Consider the following 3,719-nt stretch of genomic DNA (forward strand, 5'->3'; position numbering starts at 1 on the left):
TCGCCGGTGCTGAGGGAATCGATGGCGGCTTGAAGTCTGGTGGTGGCCTCGTCCGCGACCTCCTGCAGTGCGGGTTCCTCGGCGACCTTGACCATCAATTCCGGATTCATCGCATCGACGATCACCATGTTCTCCGTGGACGGGTCGCGGCGGACAACGACGTTGCACGGTAACAGCAGCCCGATCTGCCGGTTAACTCCCACCGCACGGTGGGCGAGCGGTGGGTTGCAGGCCCCGAGGATCAGATAGTCCTCCATGTCCTCGTCGAGCTTGGCCTTCAGCGTTGCCTTCATGTCGATCTCGGTGAGTATGCCGAAACCCTGCTCGGACAGGGCTTGGCGGGTCCGCTTCACGGCATCGTCGAAGGAGGTATGCAGTGTGGTCGATAGTGCGAGATTCATGATCGTTCCTTGCTATCGCTCGGTTGCTTCGGGTGGAAGAGCTCCGGAGCCCGCACCCGCGGGTGGCGGGCCCCGGGACGGGAGTGGCGTGACCCCACGGATCGAGGGGCACGATCGCGCCGCGTGGAAAAAGGCGAGGTTGACACCGGCGAATCCGGACCCACTCAACCATCACGGCGAGAGCGCCAGGGTCCGTGCGAAATTGACGAGCGCGACCAACGGCCATTCATTAGCGTCATCACGCCTTCGGCGGTCCAACCCTCACGTGATAAGCCGGCCATGGATTGCTCCTCTCGGCCTGCGTCTCGTCCTCTGTGGCGTCGAGTGTGATGGGTGTGCTCAGGCCAGCGCGAGAAAGAGCTTTTCGAGCTCAGCCTCGGTCATTGGCTGCGTTCCCTCCTGGGTGTCACCGGTCAGGCACTCCCGCAATCCGGTGGCAACGATCTTGAAGCCAGCCTTGTCGAGGGCCCGGGATACCGCGGCGAGCTGGGTGACAACGTCCTTGCAATCACGGCCCTGCTCGATCATGGAGATCACTCCGGCGAGTTGCCCGTGCGCTCGTCGCAGCCGGTTGAGTACCAATGCAATGCTGTCTTCGTCGCCTACCATCATATTTCCTTTCGGGGGGGGCTGATCCATTCCGATTGTACCCCTGGGGGTATAAATGTGAAGGGGGGACTCATGGCGCGATGTCCCACCTTTCGCGCACTCTTCAGTGGGAGAAGCGGATGTTCGGCAGAACCTTCCGGAGCCAGGCCGGCGACCACCAGGCGCCGTGACCGGTCAGTCGCAGCAACACAGGCAACAACATCAAGCGGATCAGCACCGCATCGAGAAGCACGGCGACGCCGAGGATGATTCCCATCTCCTTCGGCGGCAAAGGCTCAGCGAGGGCGAAGGTGAAGAACACCGCGACCATCACTGCAGCAGCCGCGAAGATCACTCGCCCGGAATGGGCCATGCCCGCGATCTGCGCGATCTGCGCGACCTTCGGATCACTCGAGCGCTCGTAGTGCTCCTCTGCTGTCGCAAGCAGGAACACGGTGTAAGTCCATGGCGATCGCAAAAATCATCGCGAAGAAGAACACCGGTCCCCATCCGTCCAGGAATCCCTGGGGGGGGTGAAGCCGAGAAGGCCCGCGCCGTACCCGTCCTGAAAGATCAGCTTCGCAACCCCGAACGCAGCCGCGGTCGACAGCAGGCTCACCACGGTGCCCATCAGGGCGACCAGTGGCGCCTGCAACGCTACGAGCAGCAATAGGAATCCCAGGAGGAGGATGATGCCCACGATCAGCGGGGAGTAGTCATTCAGGGCCTGTTTCAGGTCCAGATTCTCCGCGGGCGCGCCGCCGACCAGAGCGCCCGCCGGAATATCCGCCCGCAGGCGTTCGAGGATCGCGTTCATCTGCGGGTCCGAGGCATCGACGGTCGGCAGGGACTGAAGCATCACGAGGTCGCTGCCATCGCGTGCTGGTTGCCGCGGTTGACCATCGCAATGCCATCGGCTGCTCTGGCCGCTGTCGCAGTGTCGCCGCCGTCCGGCGCCGGGGCGATGATCTGCAGCATCCCCGGTGCACCCTCACCCATCTGTGCTTGGACGAGCTCCTATCCTTGCCGTACTGGGGCGGCGGTGGGTACAACCTCGATCGAGGGCATCGCCACTTTCAACGCGAATACCGGGATCGAAAGTGCTATGAGTACGAGCGACGAACCGATGGCGAACGGCCAGGGGTGCCTATGGAGAAGTGCGCCCCAGGACGCGAAGCGCGGGGAGTGGTGCTCCTGCCGCTTGGCGTAAGGCAACGATCCGCCAGCTTGCCCAACGTTGACGGCAGCAGCGTCAGAGTTGCGAGAAGGACGAAGAACACCGCGAGCATGATTCCGACCGCCATCGTCCGCACCGCGGGTGCCGGAACGAGGAGCACGGCAGAGAGGCTGACCAGCACCGTCAGCCCGGATAGCAGTGCGGCTTTGCCTGCGGTGTCCATGGTCTCGGCGACGGCCGCCCGTGAGGAGTTTGTGTGGCGGATCGTCTCGCGGAAGCGGGAGACGAGGAACATTGCGTAGTCGATACCCAGCGCGAGGGCGAACGTCAGCGCGAAGTTCATCGCCCACACCGAGATCGGGGTGATCTGGTTGAGCAGAACCAGTCCGCCGGCGGAAGCGACGAGTCCGGCGAGGGTCAACAACAGGGGTAGGCCGGCGGCGACGAGGGAGCCGAACGCCAGGATCATGATTGCCAATATTACTGGCCAGGAAATCAATTCGGATTTGATCATGGCGTCGTGGGTGGCCTTGTTGAAGTCGCTCCACAATGCCGAGGCTCCGGTCGGATAAACCTCGATACAGTACGTCGACAGGGCGATCAGCTCGGCCTTGTATTCGTCGACGGCGTTGACCGTGTCGTCGGTGCTCGCGTTCGCGCAGGCGATGAGGATGCCGGTATGTCCGTCCGGACCTATCTACATCCCTGGTTTTGGGGCAATCACTTCCCCGAATCGTGTATCACCGTCGAAGACGGTGGTGGCCGCGTCCAGTACCCGCTGCACTTGTGGGCTGTCGACTGTCTGAGTGTCGGAATGAAATACAACCTGCACCGCGGCCGAAGAGTTGCCACCGAAATGCAGCTTGGCGAGGTCGCGGACCTGCACCGATGCCGACTGCGGTCTCGACGAGTTCCCTGCCTTCTTTTCCGTCAAGAAGACGTCAGTGGCTAGAACGCGCACTTCGTTCGAAACGGGTAGTCGGTTGGGCCGTTTGCGTTCGATTCCCAACAGGCTTGTCCGCGGTTACCGCTCACTCTCGCGATCGTGCGGCCGTTGTTCTGGTGCCGGCAGCGTCGCAGTTCGCGCATCAGAATTGGATCGGCTATGCCAGAAAATGTTCGCCGGCGAACTTTCACGACGACTGGGGGGAGCTCGGTATGGCTGGGCGGTATGGCGAAAGTTGGACAGGCGCGATATCCGTTCCGCCTCCTGAATGGAGTTGTGCAACGTCGAGGAGAAACGCTTCGCGCTCCTCAACCCCTGGACCGTGCCGTTCGTATTTGCGATGCGGGCATCGCGTACGCAAGCGATCTAGCTCGCGGACATCGCCTTTGCGGCTGTGACCTGGCGATTTGGTTTTGTGGTGGGGGTGGCGTAACTTATTTCAGGTCAGAGCGACACGGACACCGACTTCCACCTTCGGGTGGATGCTACGAGGTTGTACGGAATGCCTGACGAAAATTCGGAGTTCATCATTGTGTATGGTGGTGCTTCACTTCTTGGAATGCCTTCATCGGGACTGGTTTGCATTGGTCTTTGTGTGGGGGTAAGA

The 3,719-nt window shown here is 61.8% G+C and carries 5 protein-coding genes and 1 pseudogene; all 6 read right to left on the minus strand.

Annotation, left to right across the window (positions count from 1 at the left end; all coding sequences use genetic code 11):
* The coding region (locus RM2_RS22735) for a DUF302 domain-containing protein (protein WP_072691725.1) at positions 1 to 401 on the minus strand (401 nt) is incomplete at its 3' end.
* A gap of 339 nt (positions 402 to 740) precedes the next feature.
* Entirely contained in the window at positions 741 to 1,010 is a 270-nt protein-coding gene (locus RM2_RS22740) for a metal-sensitive transcriptional regulator (protein WP_072691726.1), read from the minus strand.
* 103 nt (positions 1,011 to 1,113) lie between these two features.
* Positions 1,114 to 1,848, minus strand: a pseudogene (locus RM2_RS25490) (MMPL family transporter).
* Positions 1,848 to 1,988 carry a hypothetical protein gene (locus RM2_RS25495; RefSeq protein WP_245814104.1) on the minus strand — a complete coding sequence of 47 codons (141 nt, stop codon included), beginning with the start codon at positions 1,986 to 1,988 and terminating at the stop codon, positions 1,848 to 1,850. Before RM2_RS25495 ends, RM2_RS25490 begins: the two are co-directional and overlap by 1 nt.
* A 104-nt stretch (positions 1,989 to 2,092) precedes the next feature.
* The gene (locus RM2_RS25500; protein WP_307718097.1) at positions 2,093 to 2,863 is read right to left on the minus strand and encodes an MMPL family transporter; all 771 of its coding nucleotides are present in this window, start codon (positions 2,861 to 2,863) and stop codon (positions 2,093 to 2,095) included.
* A complete protein-coding gene (locus tag RM2_RS25505) occupies positions 2,864 to 3,100 on the minus strand; it encodes a hypothetical protein (protein WP_245814105.1) in 237 nt (78 codons plus the stop codon).
* Positions 3,101 to 3,719: the final 619 nt, after the last annotated feature.

It is taken from the genome of Rhodococcus marinonascens NBRC 14363 (assembly GCF_001894885.1).
Taxonomy (GTDB): Bacteria; Actinomycetota; Actinomycetes; order Mycobacteriales; family Mycobacteriaceae; genus Rhodococcus_F; species Rhodococcus_F marinonascens.

Excerpts from the sequence above, each read along its gene's own strand:
- RM2_RS22740 (WP_072691726.1), bottom strand. The coding sequence starts at position 1,010 with ATGGTAGGCGACGAAGACAGCATTGCATTGGTACTCAACCGGCTGCGA.
- RM2_RS25495 (WP_245814104.1), bottom strand. The coding sequence starts at position 1,988 with ATGGGTGAGGGTGCACCGGGGATGCTGCAGATCATCGCCCCGGCGCCG.